The sequence below is a fragment of the Xylophilus sp. PBN-3R genome, assembly GCF_057747805.1.
Genome location: NZ_CM173225.1, coordinates 1,449,007 through 1,466,565, shown reverse-complemented (window position 1 = coordinate 1,466,565; position 17,559 = coordinate 1,449,007). Strand labels below are relative to the sequence as shown.

17 protein-coding genes and 1 riboswitch are annotated in these 17,559 nt (G+C 64.8%); of the genes, 7 read left to right on the top strand and 10 right to left on the bottom strand.

Going from position 1 to position 17,559, the window contains the following annotated elements:
- Window positions 1-86 precede the first annotated feature (86 nt).
- A riboswitch (cobalamin riboswitch) is annotated at window positions 87-334 on the bottom strand.
- Window positions 335-413: 79 nt separating this feature from the next.
- Together AC3ANW_RS06790 and AC3ANW_RS06785 are read left to right on the top strand one after the other, a co-directional pair.
- Window positions 414-650: a DUF904 domain-containing protein gene (locus AC3ANW_RS06790; protein WP_488344431.1), complete on the top strand. Its 237-nt coding sequence runs from the start codon at window positions 414-416 to the stop codon at window positions 648-650.
- Window positions 647-961, top strand: coding sequence for a cell division protein ZapA (locus tag AC3ANW_RS06785; RefSeq protein WP_488344430.1), 315 nt, complete (start codon window positions 647-649; stop codon window positions 959-961). Before AC3ANW_RS06790 ends, AC3ANW_RS06785 begins: the two co-directional genes overlap by 4 nt.
- Window positions 962-1,228: 267 nt before the next feature.
- On the opposite strand, the gene AC3ANW_RS06780 is transcribed toward AC3ANW_RS06785, so the two are convergent.
- The 5 genes from AC3ANW_RS06780 to AC3ANW_RS06760 form a co-directional block, all read right to left on the bottom strand.
- A complete protein-coding gene (locus AC3ANW_RS06780; protein ID WP_488344429.1) occupies window positions 1,229-2,356 on the bottom strand; it encodes an acyltransferase family protein in 1,128 nt (375 codons plus the stop codon).
- Window positions 2,357-2,476: 120 nt separating this feature from the next.
- The gene (locus tag AC3ANW_RS06775) at window positions 2,477-4,903 is read right to left on the bottom strand and encodes a putative bifunctional diguanylate cyclase/phosphodiesterase (RefSeq protein ID WP_488344428.1); all 2,427 of its coding nucleotides are present in this window, start codon (window positions 4,901-4,903) and stop codon (window positions 2,477-2,479) included.
- Window positions 4,900-6,195, bottom strand: coding sequence for an HD-GYP domain-containing protein (locus AC3ANW_RS06770; protein ID WP_488344427.1), 1,296 nt, complete (start codon window positions 6,193-6,195; stop codon window positions 4,900-4,902). The genes AC3ANW_RS06775 and AC3ANW_RS06770 overlap by 4 nt, the downstream gene beginning before the upstream one ends.
- 163 nt (window positions 6,196-6,358) lie before the next feature.
- The gene (gene lgt, locus AC3ANW_RS06765) at window positions 6,359-7,204 is read right to left on the bottom strand and encodes a prolipoprotein diacylglyceryl transferase (RefSeq protein WP_488344426.1); all 846 of its coding nucleotides are present in this window, start codon (window positions 7,202-7,204) and stop codon (window positions 6,359-6,361) included.
- A gap of 33 nt (window positions 7,205-7,237) precedes the next feature.
- The gene (locus AC3ANW_RS06760) at window positions 7,238-8,167 is read right to left on the bottom strand and encodes a LysR family transcriptional regulator (RefSeq protein ID WP_488344425.1); all 930 of its coding nucleotides are present in this window, start codon (window positions 8,165-8,167) and stop codon (window positions 7,238-7,240) included.
- Between the two features lie 122 nt (window positions 8,168-8,289).
- Here AC3ANW_RS06760 and ilvD point away from each other — a divergent pair, with 122 nt between their 5' ends.
- The 4 genes from ilvD to AC3ANW_RS06740 all read left to right on the top strand — a co-directional run bounded on the left by ilvD (window position 8,290) and on the right by AC3ANW_RS06740 (window position 12,471).
- On the top strand, window positions 8,290-9,972 hold the full coding sequence (gene ilvD, locus AC3ANW_RS06755; RefSeq protein WP_488344424.1) for a dihydroxy-acid dehydratase: 1,683 nt from the start codon (window positions 8,290-8,292) through the stop codon (window positions 9,970-9,972).
- 197 nt (window positions 9,973-10,169) lie between these two features.
- Window positions 10,170-11,108 carry an acyl-CoA dehydrogenase family protein gene (locus AC3ANW_RS06750; RefSeq protein WP_488344423.1) on the top strand — a complete coding sequence of 313 codons (939 nt, stop codon included), beginning with the start codon at window positions 10,170-10,172 and terminating at the stop codon, window positions 11,106-11,108.
- Window positions 11,096-11,872, top strand: coding sequence for a PIG-L deacetylase family protein (locus tag AC3ANW_RS06745; RefSeq protein WP_488344422.1), 777 nt, complete (start codon window positions 11,096-11,098; stop codon window positions 11,870-11,872). Before AC3ANW_RS06750 ends, AC3ANW_RS06745 begins: the two co-directional genes overlap by 13 nt.
- A complete protein-coding gene (locus AC3ANW_RS06740; protein WP_488344421.1) occupies window positions 11,869-12,471 on the top strand; it encodes a methyltransferase domain-containing protein in 603 nt (200 codons plus the stop codon). The genes AC3ANW_RS06745 and AC3ANW_RS06740 overlap by 4 nt, the downstream gene beginning before the upstream one ends.
- A gap of 7 nt (window positions 12,472-12,478) precedes the next feature.
- On the opposite strand, the gene AC3ANW_RS06735 is transcribed toward AC3ANW_RS06740, so the two are convergent.
- The 3 genes from AC3ANW_RS06735 to AC3ANW_RS06725 form a co-directional block, all read right to left on the bottom strand.
- Window positions 12,479-13,180, bottom strand: a complete 702-nt coding sequence (locus tag AC3ANW_RS06735) for a glycosyltransferase family 2 protein (protein WP_488344420.1) — start codon at window positions 13,178-13,180, stop codon at window positions 12,479-12,481.
- Window positions 13,181-13,287: 107 nt separating this feature from the next.
- Window positions 13,288-14,199, bottom strand: coding sequence for an EamA family transporter (locus tag AC3ANW_RS06730; protein ID WP_488344419.1), 912 nt, complete (start codon window positions 14,197-14,199; stop codon window positions 13,288-13,290).
- A 19-nt stretch (window positions 14,200-14,218) separates the two neighbouring features.
- Window positions 14,219-14,458: a TIGR04438 family Trp-rich protein gene (locus tag AC3ANW_RS06725; protein WP_488344418.1), complete on the bottom strand. Its 240-nt coding sequence runs from the start codon at window positions 14,456-14,458 to the stop codon at window positions 14,219-14,221.
- 57 nt (window positions 14,459-14,515) lie between these two features.
- Here AC3ANW_RS06725 and AC3ANW_RS06720 point away from each other — a divergent pair, with 57 nt between their 5' ends.
- Complete coding sequence (locus AC3ANW_RS06720) at window positions 14,516-14,845, top strand: c-type cytochrome (RefSeq protein WP_488344417.1); 330 nt, start codon at window positions 14,516-14,518, stop codon at window positions 14,843-14,845.
- Between the two features lie 15 nt (window positions 14,846-14,860).
- Here the strand turns inward: AC3ANW_RS06720 and AC3ANW_RS06715 are convergent, their stop codons facing one another.
- Both AC3ANW_RS06715 and acs read right to left on the bottom strand, forming a co-directional pair.
- A complete protein-coding gene (locus tag AC3ANW_RS06715; RefSeq protein WP_488344416.1) occupies window positions 14,861-15,352 on the bottom strand; it encodes a LapA family protein in 492 nt (163 codons plus the stop codon).
- Between the two features lie 91 nt (window positions 15,353-15,443).
- Window positions 15,444-17,441, bottom strand: a complete 1,998-nt coding sequence (gene acs, locus AC3ANW_RS06710) for an acetate--CoA ligase (protein WP_488344415.1) — start codon at window positions 17,439-17,441, stop codon at window positions 15,444-15,446.
- Window positions 17,442-17,559: the final 118 nt, after the last annotated feature.

The window sequence follows — 17,559 nt, the reverse complement described above, 5'->3', positions numbered from 1 at the left end:
AACGGGTATGTCGGTCCGTGCCGGCTTCCCCGCCGGCTTGGACCTGAACGGCCCGGCATGTTCGTCATCCAGCGATGGGCGAACACACGAGGGCCACGTCGTTGGCCGGTATCCGGGCTGGGCGGAACCCGTTTTCCCCGCCTTCCCAGGCGCCGAAAAGCGCCCAGTGGCTGTATGAGGAAAACACGAGGCTGCTCTGGATGCAGGCTCTTCCGCCGACCGTTGCGGGGGCAGCGCAGGTCGGGCATGCCCGTCGGCGGACGGCCCTCCTGCTTCCCGTTGAACTGCGTCACCCAGAACGGGCCACGCGAGCACCAACACCGGCGATTGTAAGCGGGTGTTGTGGGCCGGTTGCCGATGAATGCTGGCAATGCAGGCCAGGCGCAGTTGCAAAACCCTACAATCGCCGGCACATGGCTCCAACACCCGTCCCCTTCGAGCAGGTTGCCGAACGCGTCGAGCGCCTGTTGCTGCGCCATGCCGAACTGCGCCGCACCAACGCCCTGCTCGCCGACCAGGTCGCAAACCTCACCCGCGAACGCGATGCCTTGAAGGTGCGGCTGCACGCTGCCCGGGTACGTGTCGATGCCGTCCTGGAACGCCTGCCCCTGGCGCTCGAGGAAGACGGCGAAACCGAAGGTGCGACATGAACCAGATCGAAGTACAGATTCTCGGCCAGGGTTATCTACTGGGTTGTCCCGAGGGCGGCGAAACCCGCCTGCGCGATGCCGCTGAACGGGTGAACGCCGCCATGACGCGCATCCGCGATGCCGGCAAGATCCGCGCACGCGACCGCATCGCGGTGCTGGCCGCGCTCAACCTGGCGTTCGACGCCGCGGAGCGCCCGCCCGTCCCGCTGGCGGTCACCGTACCCGGCGATGACGACAACGAAGCTGCCCGCTGGCAGCACCTGCTGCACCGCCTGGACGACGCTCTCGCCGAAGACGGTCGCCTGCTGTAACAGTCACAGCAAGCCGCTTCAGGGTTTACCGCAAGACGCATGTCGGGCATACAATGGATGCGTGTCTGCGGCGCATGCCGGGCTTTATATTCCTTGTACCAATGCTCCACGAGCACGGGCTAGGTAAATTTCCATGCAGGCGTGATCGTCTCGCGTCAGATGAACCCAATGCATGGCTGCCCTGGCCCACCTGAACCCCGGTTCAGGATGCCGGCTCGGTAGCTAACCGCAGACACCTCGATTTCCCCCTGAAAAAGCCGCTGGAGTTCAGCGGCTTTTCTGTTTCCAGAAGGCAATCCTGCCTTCCACCCAGCCGACAATTTCTTTTTTGCGCGACAGCACCGGTTTTTCAATGACCCACCAGGAAAATCCGGCATAGACCAGGCCGGCCGCCAGGGTGAACACGGCATTCAGATACCAATAGCGATAATGCGGAAAAAGCTGCGTATAGGCCTGCTGTATGGGAAAGGCAAAAAGATAAAGCCCATACGAATAATCGCCGCGCAACAAAAAACCTTTTTTGGGCGGATGCATCATGCCAAGATACACCACCAGATATGCCGCAAAGACGGCGGACAGATAGGCGGTCTGATATTGCAGGTTCGCACATATCAGGCCGATTGTCGCCAGCAGGGCCCACCGTATATCGAGTTTTATCCGGTCACCGAAAAGGCTGAGGCAAATCCCGCCAACGAAGGCCGCGATCAGCGATCGCGGCAAGGGCGCGGATTTTGCCCACCTCATCTCAAAATGGGTGGCAGCATAAGCAGTACCGAAAACAGCCAGGGCAAGCAGCACGGCGACCACCCAGCCGCGCCGCCGCAGGATCCCGCTGAGCCACAGGACGACCAGCAGCAGGTAACACTCCAGTTCGACCGGCACCGTCCACAGCGACAGATTCACCATTTTCGGAAACGGATTGTCCAGGAAGACACCTGGCAGATAAAAATGCACATAGCCGAAAATGTTCAGGAAGTATTTCCAGAACTCCGGTCGGAAGAAATAATCCGACCACGGTAATGCTGTCATCAAGGGGCCGATCACCAGTGCGGAAAGCAATACCTCCACCGTCAAGGCAGGCAACAGGCGAATGGCGCGCAAGGTCACGAAGGCGGTCAACGTCGGTTTTTTCTTGAGGCTGCCGGCCACCAGGAAACCGCTCAAGGCAAAGAACATCAGCAGGATCGGCGCCAACACCACCCGGTGCCAGCCGCCCCATATATCGGCTGTCGCCAAGTCTGTAACGGATGTCAATACCGCATGGTGCCAGATCACGGCGACCGCCAATACCAGCCGGAGATAATCGAACCCATGGGTAAAACCGCCCACCGCCCGGTAACGCTGCGTGATCGTCTGCGACCGCAGCCCTGCCCGAATCCAATGCTCTTGTGCCATGGCCCACGTATCTTGTTTCGATACGTGTCAATGTAGGCACGCAGCCCCCAGTCCAGCCGACGTCGCACCGGCCCCTACGGCCTAAGAAATCAAGTACCCGCAGACGCGGACCTGCCGGTTTCAGGCAACCGAACGGAAATCGGGATCCGAATCCAGAAGCACATCGATCGCCGAGGCAGGCACGCCCGGTGAACACAGGAAACCCTGGAAATTCACGCAGCCCAGCGCCAGCAGGCATTGCCGTTGTGCTTCGGTTTCGACACCCTCTGCCACCGTATCGAAACGCAGGGCGCGGGCCATCGCCAGCATGGCGGTGACGATGGCGTGATCGCTGGCGTCGCCTGGAAGGCCGCGCACGAAGGACTGATCGATCTTCACCCGGTGTATCGGGAATTTTTTCAGGTAAGCCAGGCTGGAATATCCGGTGCCGAAATCGTCGATGGCCAGCCGCACGCCCACCCGTACCAGCTCGTGCAGGCGCTGAAGGGCTTCGTCGGCGTCCTGCACCAGGATGGACTCGGTGAGTTCGAGCTCGATGAGTTCCGGCGAAACGCCGGCAATACGAATCGCCGATTCCACCCGGTCGACGAAGTCGGCCTGGCGGAACTGCAGCGGCGAGACATTGACCGAAACCGCCACCGGCCGGCCGCGGCGTTGCCAGTCAGCCGCCTGGCGCACTGCCTCTTCGAGCACCCAGGCACCGATCTGCACGATGAACCCGGATTCTTCGGCCAGCGGAATGAAAGCCGAAGGCGGCACGTTGCCGCGCTCTTCGTCGTGCCATCGGATCAGAGCCTCCACACCCACCATCTGGCCGGTGCGCACGCTCAGCTGTGGCTGGTAATGCAACACGAAATGCCGGCGCGACAGGGCTTCGCGCATGGCGTGTTCGAGCGACATGCGGGCCCGCAGGTCGACGTTCATCTCGGGTTCGTAGAAACGGTAATTGCCGCGCCCGCGCTCCTTCACCCGGAACATCGCCGTGTCGGCATGGCGCACCAGGTCGTCCAGCGAATTGCCGTCCTGCGGATACAGCGAAATGCCGATGCTGGCGCCGACCGAGAAACGCATGTCTTCCAGCAAAAACGGCAACGCCAGCGAATGCAGCATGCGCTGGGCGACCATCTCGGCGGACGGAGCGTCGGCATCGTGCAGATGCACCACGAACTCGTCTCCGCCCATGCGGCACAGCGTGTCCGACGGTCGCAGGCAGGCCTTCACCCGTTCGGCCACCTTCACCAGCACCCGGTCGCCGAACTGGTGGCCCATCGAATCGTTGATGTTCTTGAACCGGTCCAGGTCGAGGAAAAGCACGGCGAACGGTGTCTTCTCGCGTTTTCCCGGCGCCAGCTGTCGGTCCACCCGGCGGGCCAGCAGCAGCCGGTTCGGCAGGCCGGTCAGGGCATCGCTGAAGGCCAGTTCCTCGATACGCCGCTGCGCTTCGCGCTGGCCGGACAGGTCGCGGAAGAAACCGATGGTCTGGCTGATGTTGCCGTGGACGTCGCGCAGCACCACCCACGAAAGCCGCACCGGGCAGATGCTGCCGTCGCCGCGGCGATGCCAGACCTCGCCTTCCCACATGCCGCTGTTTTCCCAGGCGCTGCGGATGTCGGTGAAGAGCCGGCCCGCGTCCTGGTCCTCGAACAGGTCGTTGGCGATGCTGCCGTTCAGTCGGTCCGGCGTCTGGCGGGCGAGCCGGCAGCAGGCCGGATTGGCGGTGACGATGCGGTGCTGCGGGTCGGCAACGAAGACCGCGTCCGGGCAGCATTCGAACACCCGCGCGGCCAGCCGCAGGCCCTGTTCCGCCGAAATGCGTTCGGTGATGTCCTGGTACGAAAAAACCCGGCCGATGACCCGGCCCCGGCTGAACTGCGGCAACGACTGCCGCTGCACCACGCGGCCGCTGCGCAGCAGCATCACATCGCTGGCGTTCTGGTCGATGTGCGCGAAGACCTCGGTCAGCCGGCTGCGGTAGCCGTCGGAATCGATCAGTTGTTCGCCCACCAGCGCGTGCACCGCGGCGTCGTCGCGGCGCACCAGGATTTCCTTCGGAATCTCCCAGATCTGCGCAAAACGACGGTTGAAGGCGCGGATGGTTCCGTCCAGCCCGCAGACCAGCATGCCGTCGGCGGTCGACTCGAGCGTGGCACGCGATTCGGCCAGCAGGCGTTCCAGTTCGTCCTCGTTGCGCTGCTGCCGGCTGCAGTCCACCACGCCGACCAGCCAGTCGCCGGGACCGCTGCCGTCGAGCGCCTGCATCCGGCTGATGCGGCGCTCGACATGCAGCACGCTGCCGTCGGGCCGCAGCAGCCGGGTGCGCGACTGCAACTGGGCCGAGGGGTCGTCGGCGGCGAACATCCAGAAAGCCGCATCCTCGGGATCGGTGAACAGATCGGTGATCGGCAGGCCCGCCATGGACTCGGCCGAACGTGCCATCAACTGCTGTGCAGCGGCATTGGACACGCGAACATTCAGCTCCGCTCCTTCGACGATCCAGACGGCTTCGAGTAGTCCGTCGATCCACGCTGCCGAAGCAGCGAAATTCACAGTGGCGCCCCGACCGCGCTCGGTTCCACCGCTCGTTCGAAGAAGTAGCAGATGCGACTCCGTGGAGAAAGATATTCGAGCGAGGCGCGCGGCAGTTGCGCCGGCTTCAGGCTGCGACGAATGCCCAGTTCGGGCGCTGTTTCGAGATCGAGCACGCCGGCTTCGGCACGCGGCACCGCCGGGTCGTGCACCATCACCCGCGGTCGCAAGGGCCGGCTTGAGTTGACCGACACCACCATCGCATAACGGTCATTGCCCAGTTGCACGACCGAACCCGGCGGATACACACCCATCATGCGGATGAAGGCACCGAGCACCGTCGCGTCGAAGCGCGGTTTCATCTGCGCGAAGATGACCGACAGGGCCTCGTGCGGTGTCAGGGCCAATGCGGTGCGCGGCGGGTTGCAGAAGTTGTCGTAGCGGTTGACCAGCGCGAGGATCTTGCCGCAGGTATGGATCTGCGGACCCTGCAGCTTCGACGGGAAACCGCTGCCGTCCAGCATCTCGTGGTGCTGGGAAATGGCGGCGATGGCCTCTGGCGACAGGCCCATGCGTTTGGCCAGCGCCACGCCGCGGGCCACATGGTCCTGGTAGATCCGGTATTCGGAGGTCGAGAAACTCTCGTCGACCATGCGGTAGCGCAGTGGCAGTTCGAGCTTGCCGACATCGTGCAGCAGGGCCGCGATGCCGAGCGAATCGAGCGCCTCGCGCGGCAGGTTGAGCGCCCGGCCCAGCAGCAGGCACAGCACCATCACGTTGACCGGATGCTGGGCGCTACGTTCACCCACGCTTTCTGACAGCAGGCTGATGATGGATTCGCCGTCGACCATCAGGTCGTCGACGCAGCCTTTGACCATGTCGGCCGCTTCGTCGCGGGCCAGGATCGGGTTCTGCAGCACGTTGTCGGTCACCTTGCGCAGGCGACGTGCCGACTCCGTGAAACGCCGCTCGCAATACACCAGGCTGCGGGCGTGCTGTTCGTTGTCGCGGATCCGGCGGGCCGCGGGGTCCAGCACCTCCACCGCGGGCGTTTCGGTTTCCTGCGCCTCGACGCCTTCGGAGCCATCTTCAGCATCGCTGCCGGGAGCCGTTTCAAGCTCGATATCGCTCTTGGCGGGAAACCAGCGGATGTTCTGCAGCCCCAGCGCCAGGATGGTCTGCATCTGTTCGTCGGTCGTAACCTTGAAGCTGCTCAAGGGGAACGGATGATCCATCCAGCCCAGGTCGAGTTGGATGAACATGCCCTTGCGCAGCATTCGAACGTCGATGACTTTGGATGGAGCCTCTTCCATGACCTGCTTTTGGCTTTGTGCCGGTGGAGGCATGTTACACAAAACCCATCACGAAACAGTCAGTCACAGGCGAAGAAGCAACGGACATCGCAACTTCCGTGCGAATTCTCTGAAATTGGATGAAGTGGAAACGTTTTCATGCGTGTCGCACAACGGGTTTTTACTAAGCCGTGCGAGCAGGCAGCGGCTGCCGACGGCGCGCCCACACCATAAAAGCCACACCGCCCGCCACCATTGGCAGGCACAACCATTGCCCCATGCTCATGCCCAGCGGCAGCAGGCCCAGGAAGCTGTCGGGTTCACGGAAAAACTCGGCCGTGAAACGCAGGATGCCGTAACCCAGCAGGAACGCGCCCGACACTTCACCCAGCCGGCGCGGCTTGCGTGCATAAAGCCATAACACCACGAACAGCAGAAGGCCTTCGAGCAGAAACTGATACACCTGCGACGGATGGCGCGGAGCCATCGAGCCGCTCTGCGGAAAAACCATGCCCCACGGCAGCGAGGGGTCGCAGAAGCGGCCCCACAGTTCGCCGTTGATGAAATTGCCGACACGCCCAGCCGCGAGCCCGGTGGGCACGCAGGGTGCGACGAAATCGGCCACTTCCACCCAAGAGCGATGGCGCGAACGTGCAAACCAGACCATCGCGGCGATGACACCCAACAATCCGCCGTGGAAACTCATGCCGCCCTGCCAGACGTAGAAGATGTCCAGCGGGTGTGTCAGATAGAACCCGGGCTTGTAGAAAAGGCAGTAACCGAGCCGTCCGCCCAGCACCACGCCCAATACGCCCAGAAACAGCACGTCTTCGACGTCTTTGCGGGTCCAGGCGGTTCTCCCTGGTGACATGAAGTCGAACGATGACGATGCGTAGGGTTCGTGCCGCAAACGGCGGTTCCCCAAAAATAGAAAAAGCCCGAAGGCGGCAAGGTAGGTCAGGCCATACCAGTGGATGGCTAGCGGGCCGATGCTCAGCGCTACCGGGTCGATCGTGGGGTACATCAGCATGGGGCGGTATTGTGCCCGGCGGCCGATGGCGATTCAGCGCACCGGTACCCGCTGACGTACGAAATCGACGAACGCCGACAAGGCCGGATTGGCGCCGTCGGCCGGCCACACCAGGCTGGTCTCGCAACGTGGCAATGCCTTTCCACCGGTCTTGCGCGGCACCCGGTAGACCACACCCTCGCGCCGGAAGCGGGTGACGCTTTCGGGCACCCAGGCCACGCCGATGCCGGCGGACACCAGGTTGACGATGGTCTGCATCTGGATGGCTTCCTGCACCACTGGCGGCAACCGTCCGGCTTCGTGATAGAGGGCGAAAACCGCGTCGTGCACAGACGGCAGGATGCGCCGCGGAAACACCACCAGCGGCTGCTGCAGCACCGCATCCCAGTGCGGATGCTCTTCGTTGGCCAGGGCGTGGTCGGCCGGCAAGGCCAGCACCAGAGGCTCGGTGGCGACGCTCAGATGGGCCAGCGCAGGCGGCGCCAGGCCCGGCGCATGCAGCATGAGGCCGGCGTCCAGCTCGCCTTGGGCCAGCGCCAGCAGCTGCACATCGCCGGTGGCTTCCAGCAGTTCCAGCGCCACCTGGGGACGCAGTTCCCTGAACCGCCGAACCCACTGCGGCAGCAATTCGAATCCCACGGTCGAGACGAAACCCAGCCGAAGCCGGCCGATGTGCCCGCCCGCGGCTGCCCTGGCACGTTCGGGCAGCGCCTGCGCTCGCGCCAGCAATTCACGCACTTCCGGCAACAAGGCCTCGCCCGCCGGCGCCAGCGACACCTTCCGGCTGGTGCGGTGGAACAGAGGCACGCCCAGCGCGCGTTCCAGCAGCCCGATGGCCTGCGTCAGCGGCGGCTGGGTCATGTGCAGACGCAGGGCTGCCCGGCCGAAGTGAAGCTCTTCGGCCACAGCGACGAACTGCCGCCACGAACGCAGCTCGATGGCCGTCGAAACAAGGGTTTTCATACGCGCAGCATATCAATCGACATCATGAAATGGATTGGAATATATCAATCGACTAGCGCATACTGCCCGGCAGTTTTCCGGCCCCACCGCCACCCATCAGCAGAAATCGAAGAGGCTCCACGATGACCGAAAAGACGCTGCGCAGCGACAACATCACACAGGGCAAGTCGCGCGCTCCCAATCGCTCCATGTTCTATGCCATGGGCTACCAGGAAAGCGATTTCAAGAAGCCGATGGTCGGCGTGGCAAACGGCCACAGCACCATCACTCCGTGCAACTCGGGCCTGCAGAAGCTGGCCGATGCGGCCATCGCCGGCATCGAGGAAGCCGGTGGCAATGCGCAGGTCTTCGGCACGCCCACCATCTCGGACGGGATGGCCATGGGCACCGAAGGCATGAAATACAGCCTGGTCAGCCGTGAAGTCATCAGCGACTGCATCGAAACCTGCGTGGGCGGACAGTGGATGGACGGCGTGCTGGTCGTCGGCGGCTGCGACAAGAACATGCCCGGCGGCCTGATGGGCATGCTGCGCGCCAACGTGCCGGCCATCTATGTGTACGGAGGCACCATCCTGCCGGGCCGCTACAAGGGTCAGGACCTCAACATCGTCAGCGTGTTCGAGGCCGTCGGCCAGAACGCCGCCGGCAACCTGAGCGACGAAGACCTGCGCGAGATCGAGATGCGCGCCATCCCCGGCACCGGTTCGTGCGGCGGCATGTACACCGCCAACACCATGTCGTCGTCGTTCGAGGCGCTGGGCATCTCGCTGCCCTATTCGTCGACCATGGCCAACCCGCACGACGAAAAGGCCAACTCCGCAAAAGAGTCGGCCCGGGTGCTGATCGAGGCGATCAAGAAGGACATCAAGCCGCGCGACATCGTCACCAAGAAAGCCATCGAGAACGCGGTGGCGGTGATCATGGCCACTGGCGGCTCGACCAACGCGGTGCTGCATTTCCTGGCCATCGCCCACACGGCGGGCGTCGAATGGACCATCGACGACTTCGAGCGCATGCGCAAGAAGGTGCCGGTCATCTGCGACCTGAAGCCTTCGGGCAAGTATCTTGCGGTCGATCTGCACAAGGCCGGCGGCATTCCCCAGGTGATGAAGATCCTGCTGAAGGCCGGCCTGCTGCACGGCGACTGCATCACCATCACCGGCCAGACCATCGCCGAAGTGCTGGCGGACGTGCCGGACGTACCGCGTGCCGACCAGGACGTCATCCGCAACATCGACAACCCGATGTACGAGCAGGGCCACCTGGCCATCCTGAAGGGCAACCTCAGCCCCGAAGGCGCGGTCGCCAAGATCACCGGCCTGAAGAACCCGGTCATCACCGGCCCGGCGCGGGTTTTCGATGACGAGCAGTCGGCGCTGGCGGCCATCCTGGCCGGCAAGATCGTCGCCGGCGACGTGATGGTGCTGCGTTACCTGGGACCCAAGGGCGGCCCCGGCATGCCCGAGATGCTGGCTCCCACCGGCGCATTGATCGGCGCCGGCCTGGGTGAAAGCGTCGGCCTGATCACCGACGGCCGGTTCTCCGGTGGCACCTGGGGCATGGTGGTCGGCCACGTCGCCCCCGAGGCGGCTGCGGGCGGCAATATCGCCTTCGTGAACGAAGGCGACTCGATCACCATCGACGCGACGACACTGAAGCTGGAGCTCAACGTGCCGGAAGCCGAACTGGCCAAACGCCGTGAAGGATGGACCCCGCCCGCCCCACGCTACAACCGCGGAGTGCAAGCCAAGTTCGCCTTCAACGCGGCCAGCGCCAGCAAGGGCGCGGTGCTGGACGACTACTGACCCGGTCCGGCCGCGCGCTGCATCGAGGCCCATCCCTGGATGGGCTTTTTTCATGGGCCCCGCATTCCTACAGCCGGCACCGCCGCGCGCCGACGGTCCGGACGTGCCGGCGCATGCACCATTTCCGGATGCTGCAAAAATCCACAAGTGCTCCAAACGAAATTCACGACTGGCTTCGCCAGCACGACTGCCTCATCGTGACATTGGCGGAGCTGGTCGCCGCAGGGCTGGACCGGTTGCCACTGCCGGGGAGCGGCAGGACGCTGGAGCGCTGGCAGGCACTGGCCGCAGTCGCCGCACACGACCTGAGTCTGGTGAAGCTTTTCGAAGGACACACCGATGCACTGGCGATCCTGGCCGAATTGCAGGGCGCCGCGCAACCGCCGAAAAGCCTGTGGGGAACCTGGTGCGCCGAGCCGCCCGATGCGCGGCTGGAATTTACGCCGCGGCCCGACGGTTCGTTCCGCCTCCAGGGAACCAAGGCATGGTGTTCCGGCGCCGCGACTGTCACCCATGCGGTGGTCAGCGGCTGGGACGAAGCCGGCAAACCCTGCCTGGCGGCCATAGACATGAAGCAGCCCGGCATATCCGTGACCGATACGGGTTGGCGGGCGGTCGGCATGGCGGGCAGCGCCAGCGTCGACGTGCGGTTCGACGATGCAGTGGGCCTGCCCCTCGGCCGCCCCGGCGACTACACCGCGCGGCCGGGCTTCTGGCACGGCGGCATCGGTGTGGCGGCCTGCTGGTTCGGTGGCGCAACCGCGCTGGCCGACATGACACGGAGCCTGTCGATCGAAACCGGAGACCCTCACCGCCTGGCCCACCTCGGCGAGATCGACATCGCGATGGCAGGTGCGGCCGCCCTGCTGAGGGAAGCGGCTGCAGCGATCGATGCCGACGCGGCGAGTGCCGTTCCGGCGCTGGCGCTTCGTAGCCGTCTGGCGGTCGAGGCGGCAGCCGAAAAAGTGCTGCGCCATGCCACCCGCGCGGTAGGCGCCGGGCCGCTGTGCCGTGACGCCCGCTTCGCCCGGGTGGCAGCCGACCTGCCGGTGTATCTGCGGCAAAGCCATGCGGAACGCGATCTGGCGGCACTGGGCAAACAAGACCTGGCAGGGGAACCCCCATGGCGGCTGTGAACACGTTTACCGAATCCCGCCACATCGGCGAGGGCGACGGAACACCGGAGTCCGAATGGTTGAGCTGGCCCGCCATCGACGCCCTGCCCCGCATATCGCTGGACGACCTGCTGCCGCCTGGCTCGCGGGCCGTGGTCGTAGCCCCGCATCCGGATGACGAAGTTTTGTCCGTGGGCGGCATGCTGGCCGAGCTGGCGGGGCGAGGGCATGCGGTGTCGGTCGTGGCGGTGACCGATGGCGATGCGAGCCACCCGGGTTCCGGCCTGTGGTCTCCCGATGGGCTGGCCGCCGTGCGACGCGCCGAAACACTGACCGCGCTGGACCGGCTCGGTCTTGGGCCGGGTGTCCTGCTGCGCCTGGGTGTGCCCGACGGCGGCGTGGCCGACGCCACCGAACATGTGGCGCGGCAGCTCGCCCGCCACCTGAATGACAGCGACGTCGTCTTCAGCACCTGGCGGCTGGATGGCCATCCCGACCACGAGGCAACAGCGCGCGCATGCGTAGCTGCCGTGACAGAAGCAGACGCAAGGCTGATCGAGGTGCCGGTATGGGCCTGGCATTGGGCACACCCCGCCGACCGCCGCTGGCCCTGGGACAGTGCTCGCCGGCTCGACCTGTCGTCGCAGGCGCAGCAGCGCAAACGCCATGCGGTGCAGGCTTTTCGCAGCCAGCTGGAGGCCGATGCCACCACCGGCGCTGCACCCATTCTGCGCAACACCACAGTGGCCCGTGCTGCGCGCCCTTTCGAGGTGATGTTCCTGTGACCGACAAACATACGTATTTCGCTGACATGTATGGCGCAAACGACGACCCTTATTCGGTCCGGACGCGGTGGTACGAACAACGCAAACGCGCGGTGCTGATGGCTGCGCTGCCGCAGGCACGTTATCGCCGTGCGTACGAACCGGGCTGCGGTGTGGGTGAACTCACTGTCGACCTGGCGGGCCGGTGCGATCTGGTGCTGGCTGCCGACTTTTCGGATCAGGCCGTGCAGATGGCCAGGCGACGCACCAGCGGCATGCCCCAGGTACAGGTCGAGCGCCATACGCTGCCGGCCGACTGGCCGCAGGCGACGCCGCCCTTCGATCTCATCGTGTTGAGCGAGGTCGCGTACTTCCTGGACGAAACCGGTGTGCAGGAACTGGCAGGTTGCTGCGGGCGATCACTGGGGGCGGACGGCACGCTGGTGGCCTGCGACTGGCGGCCGGATTTCGATGAAAGGGCATCGTCCACCTCGGTCGTCCACGAAGCGCTGGCCTCGCTGGGCCTGCACCGTCTGGTGCTCCACGAGGAGTCGGATTTTCTGCTGCAGGTCTGGTGCAGGGACGGCCGTTCGGTCGCGCAGCGCGAAGGCATCCGCTGAGTCGGCCTCAGATCGCCAGCGGCCGTATGACGGTGGAAGCAGCCAGTCTCTGCGCGACTGCGTCCAATAATGCATCGGCAAAACCTCCGACCGCGCGGGCATGGCATCGGGCACTGGTGGTGACACGCGGCCGCGCGCTCCACGCGATGCTGGCGCCGCAGGCCTGCAACGCGTCGACGAAGGCGACGTCTTCGCTGCAAGCCAGCCGGGGAAAGCCGCCCGCACGCAGGTAGGCGTCGGCGGAAACCCCGAGGTTGGCGCCGTGGATGTGGCGATGGCCGTCACAGTCAAAATAGGTTTCGCTGAAATGCATCTGGATAAGGCCCGCGTTTTCCCCATGTGGTGTCCAGTCATCGACACCGACCGTGCCACAGACGGCGTCGGCCCCGAGGTCAAGTTGTTCGGCCAGCCAGTCGTGCGACACGCAGGTGTCCGCATCGGTAAAGGCCAGCCAACGGGCGCCCTTCGCCAGCAGCCATTCCGCGCCTGCCGCGCGGGCCACACCCACGTTGCGGGCGTCGACGCGGAGGATTTCGACGCCGTGCGCCCCGGCAATGGATGCCGTTCCGTCACAACAGCTGTCCAGCACCACCACCAGTGTCACCGGCTCGCCTTGCAGACGAGGGTTCCGGCCTGCCGTCAGCGCAGCCGCAAGGCAGTCGGCCATGGTGTGCTCTTCGTTGTGCGCTGGAATCACGATGCCGATCATGGTGGCTGCTTTCGTCGGGTGGCTGAGCCGACAAACTAGGTCGAACGCCCTTGTTGCGTCGTCGTCTCGGAGGGCCACGCCATGTAGGCGTAGGCCTCAGCAAAGCTTCAACGCCAGCGTTGCGCCAGCCGGCCACCGAACATCACCACACCGAGCGCGGCGAAGACACACACGCTGCCTGCCCACTGCCAGGGCGACACCGACTCGCCCAGCAGCGCCATCCCCGCCACCAGCCCGATGACCGGCACGCCCAGGCTGAAGGGCGCCACGCGATTGGCTGGATGACGGGTCAGCAGCCAGGTCCACAGGCTGTAGGCGATGACGGTCGCGAACCATCCCAGATAGGCCGCACCGACCCATGCACCGATGCTCGCGTGGAACCAGTTCGAGCGGCTTGCCACGGGGTCGAAAAACCAGGACATCGCCAGGAAAGGAAGAATGGGCACCAGCGCCATCCAGACGATGAACCGCAGCGCATCGAAACCCGGCTGCACAGCCTGTGCACGTCGTGCCACGATATTGGAAGCAGCCCACATCGACGCGGCCATCAGGCTCAGCAGCAGACTCAGCAAGGTGATGCCGCCCTCCGCCACATCGCCGACGAAATGCATGGCAAAGAAACACAGGCCGACGGCGGTCAGGCCCAGGGCGAAACGCAGCGGCCCGCTCAGGCGTTCACCCAGCAGCAGCACCCCCAGCAAGGTCGTGAAGAACACCTGCGTCTGCATCAGCACCGAGGCCAGGGCCGCCGTCATGCCCATCCGAAGCGCCAGGAACAACAAGCCGAACTGCGCCAACTGGGTCAGGCCGGCGGCAGCCACCCAGGTCCAGCGCAAGGCGGGCGGCCGGACGACCAGCACCATCGGCAAGGCGGCGAACACATATCGCAATGCCCCCAGCTGAAACGGCGTGAATTCGCGCAGCGAGAGTTTCATGCCCACGAAGTTGAAACCCCAGATCACCACCACCGCCAGTGCGGCGAGCAGGTCACGGGGTGTGAAGGCGAGAAGTCTGGTCATGCCGCGAGCCGATTTTTGGCTACTTGCGCGGCGGACGGTTGCGCAGCATGTCGCGCTGGTTGTCGATGCGCTTCTTTTTACGCGCCTCGTCCCTTTCGGCAGCCTTGCGTGCCGTGTAGCCCAGGCGGTCCGCGAGGGTCCACCAGGCGGCGGCCAGCGCAAAGGGCAGCAGCACCACCCACCAGTTCCAGCCGGCCACCGGCGCCACTTCGAAGAATTTCAGCGCCAGCAAGACGAGACCGACCAGGAAGAAGAGCATGCGACACCCTCAATACAATGCCGCGACTTTAACGTGCGTCGACGCACCTTCCCTACGATGAAACGCACAGCCTTTTTCCTGCCGTTCTTCCTGGTGCTGGCCGCAGGCCTCCAGGCCCTGCCGGCCGGTGCCGCGGATACAGGTGCCGACCTGGCAAAGGCCAAGACCTGCATGGCTTGTCACAACGTCACCCGCAAGGTCGTCGGCCCGGCATTCCAGGACGTGGCAAAAAAATATGCCGCCAATCCGGCAGCCGAAGCGCTGTTGGCGACCAAGATCCGCAAGGGTGGATCGGGCGTGTGGGGCCCGGTGCCGATGCCGGCGAACCCCCAGATCAGCGAGACTGAAGCCCAGGCGCTGGCCCGATGGGTGCTGCAGCAGAAGTAGCCTGTGCAGCAAAGCTCAGATCAAGCCGCCACCTGCAGGCCCGCCACGGCTCATGCGGTCTTCGATCTGGCCGATGTAGGCAGCGGTGGTGTTGTCCGACTGCTCCAGACGCTGCGCCAGCGTCTGCTCCAGCCGGTCGATGCGCGACAAGACGCCGTCGCGGGCGACCCGGGCGTCCAGCGCATGCTGCTGCAACTGGGCATCGACGCTGGTACGCAACTCGGCCAGGCGCGAAGCTTCGGCCTTGTCGGCCAGGTCGCGCTGCACTTGCAGTTCCTTGGTATGGCGACGGGTTTCCAGCAGCACCGTGCCCTGCAGTGTCAGCACATAGGCCACGAAGAAGATGGCAAGCAACACGGTCAGGCCCAGCATGATCAGGCCGAGAGGAGCGGTCACCGAAGTGACGCCAAGCGAAATCAGCGTCGGCGTCGCCAGCGTGGTCCAGTTGAGGGCCGCCAGCAGCACGATGAGCAAGGCGATGACAAGCAGCGAGAGAGTTCGGGCCATGGGACGGTTCCTGCAATGAATGGACAACGACCGTTTTTAACCCCAAAGCCGGGACCAGGACGTAAGCCGGATGCCTCCGGCTTAGTCCGCCTCAATAGGCATCGCCGAGTTGCTGGAGGATTGCCGGGTTCTCCAGCGTCGACGTGTCCTGGGTGATCGCCTCGCCCTTGGCGATGCTGCGCAGCAGGCGCCGCATGATCTTGCCGCTGCGGGTCTTGGGCAGGTTCTCGCCGAAACGGATGTCCCTGGGTTTGGCGATCGGACCGATTTCTTGCGCGACCCAGTCACGCAACTGCTTCGCGATGGCCTTGGCCTCCTCGCCGGTGGGCAGCGGACGCTTGAGCACCACGAACGCACAGATGGCCTCGCCCGTCATGTCGTCCGGCCGGCCGACCACTGCGGCTTCGGCCACCAGATCGGTCTTGGAAACCAGAGCCGACTCGATTTCCATGGTGCCCATGCGGTGGCCGGACACGTTCAGCACGTCGTCGATACGTCCGGTGATGCGGAAGTAGCCACGGTCGGCACTGCGCACCGCGCCGTCGCCGGCCAGGTAGACGCTGCCGCCCAGTTCCGGCGGGAAATAGCTCTTCTTGAACCGCTCCGGGTCGTTCCAGATGTTGCGGATCATCGAAGGCCAGGGCCGGCGGATGACCAGCATGCCGCCAGCGCCGTTCGGCATTTCATTGCCGGTCTCGTCCACGATCACCGCATCGATGCCCGGCAGCGGCAGCGTGCAGGAACCCGGCACCAGCGGCGTCGCGCCCGGCAGCGGCGTGATGACATGGCCGCCGGTTTCGGTCTGCCAGAAGGTGTCGACGATGGGGCAACGTTCGCCGCCGATATGGCGGTGGAACCACATCCAGGCTTCGGGGTTGATCGGCTCGCCGACCGATCCGAGCAGCCGCAGCGAGCTCAGATCGTAACGGTCGGGATGGACTTGTTCGTTTGCCTCGGCCGCCTTGATCAGCGAACGGATGGCCGTCGGTGCGGTGTAGAAGATGCTGACCTTGTGCTGCTGGATCATCTTCCAGAAACGGCCGGCATCCGGAAAGGTCGGGATGCCCTCGAACACCACCTGCGTGGCGCCGGCCGCAAGCGGGCCGTAGGCCACGTAGCTGTGGCCGGTGATCCAGCCGATGTCTGCGGTGCACCAGAACACATCGTCGGCGCGCAGGTCGAAGGTCCAGTCCATCGTCAGTTTGGCCCACAGCAGGTAGCCGCCGGTGGCGTGCTGCACGCCCTTGGGTTTGCCGGTGGAACCCGATGTATAGAGGATGAACAGCGGATGCTCGGCGCCGACCGGCACCGGCGGGCACTCGTCGGCCACGCCCGACAGCGCTTCGGCGAAGGTCTTGTCGCGGCCTTGCGTGCGCGGCCAGGCGCTGGTGGTGCGTTCGTACACCAGCACCGTGGTGACGGCCTCGCAGCCGCCCAGGTTCAGGGCCTCGTCGACGATGGCCTTCAGCGGGAGTTCCTTGCCGCCGCGCATCTGGAAATTGGCGGTGACGACCACGGTCGCGCCGACGTCGACGATGCGTTCCTGCAGGGCCTTCGCCGAGAAGCCGCCGAATACCACGCTGTGCGTGGCGCCCAGCCGGGCGCAGGCCTGCATGGCCACGACACCTTCGATGCCCATCGGCATGTAGATGACGACGCGGTCGCCCTTCTTCACGCCCTGCGCCTTGAGTCCATTGGCAAAACGGCCTACGCGGGTCAGCAGTTCGCGGTAGCTGAGGCGGGTGACGCTGCCGTCGTCCGCTTCGAAGACGATGGCGGTCTTGTGTTCGACCGGCGTGCCCATGTGGCGGTCCAGGCAGTTGGCCGAGGCATTGAGTTCACCGTCGGCGAACCATTCGAAGAAAGGGGCCTTCGACTCGTCGAGCGTTCGGGTGAATGGCCGGGTCCATTGCAGGTTCTCGGTCGCCAGCCGGGTCCAGAAACCGTCGGGGTCGGTTCGCGCTTCGTCCAGCAGCGCCTGGTAGGCCGGCATGCCGGAAATGCGTGCACCCTGCACGGCGGCGGACGGTGGCGGGAAGACCCGGTTTTCGACCAATACGGATTCGATGGCGGATGGAACGGCGCTCATTTCTAGTCTCCTGAACATTGCATTTCGCGGGCGACTGTGACCAGTGCCACTTACGCGTCACTGACCATTTGTGCCCAATCGGCAAAGGTCATTCTTGCAGAGCCGCCAGAGGGCCGCC